1 protein-coding gene and 1 pseudogene are annotated in these 797 nt (G+C 58.0%); both read right to left on the minus strand.

Annotated features, from left to right (window positions below):
* Positions 1–14: 14 nt before the first annotated feature.
* Positions 15–191, minus strand: a complete 177-nt coding sequence (locus tag G9X67_RS30405) for a hypothetical protein (protein WP_018071841.1) — start codon at positions 189–191, stop codon at positions 15–17.
* Positions 192–653: 462 nt separating this feature from the next.
* A pseudogene (locus G9X67_RS35200) lies at positions 654–797 on the minus strand (MFS transporter); the annotation flags it as partial.

Here is a 797-nt window from a genome sequence, read left to right on the forward strand (position 1 = left end):
CCGCGGCGTTTCGCCTAGCTGCGTGGATGATCCCGTTTTGGCAACGAGGTTGCGTAAGCAGCAGCTTCTCCGGGGTAGGGGAAATCGTCCCCGAGCTGACGGTCGCCATCGTAGACTTTGAAGCTAGGCCCCTCAACTTCAACGATCTTATAGCCATTCACGTATTCGATCTTCGGTGTTTTCCAGCCCATCAAAAGCTCTCCATTCCGGTCCGAGGGTTGTCTCTGACATGGTGCCAAGACCTCATACACAGCGGTCTATGACTCAGGTGCTTCACGATTAGCCAACGCCGGTTCGATCCCGTTCAAGACCACCGTTCGTCTGCAAATTTGGCGAAGAGTCATCGCCAGGCTGGTTTATAGGTGATCAATGGGGCACAATGGTGAGGGCGATCGCCTGACCGACGTGGTCGAGCCCGCCGGCTCAGATAGCTTTGCCGTCAACAAACTCGACGGCAAGCAAGTGGCCTCGCGCCTGCGACCGCAATTCCCTCGACCAGACGCGCGACTGACCTTCAATCTCGCAAGGCGATCTACTTCGACCTGCAGTGCCAGCCGTATTGCTTAGGGAGAGCACCGAGCAGGCCGTTAATACGTGCTCGTTCGGGGTTTCGCCGAACCAATCGCGCGGCCAAAAACCGGCAGCACAATCCGTTACCCGTTGACGCTCCGAGCAGTCGCAGCGCTACCTCCGCCGGCAGCCCGGAGCGTAGCAAGCGCCTTGGCCGAGAAGAGCGCGTAAATGATCAGCGGAAGACAGACGAGATAGGATGTCCGGATGCCAGCATGTTCGGCAAT

It is taken from the genome of Rhizobium sp. WYCCWR 11152 (assembly GCF_013087615.1).
GTDB lineage: Bacteria > Pseudomonadota > Alphaproteobacteria > Rhizobiales > Rhizobiaceae > Rhizobium > Rhizobium indicum.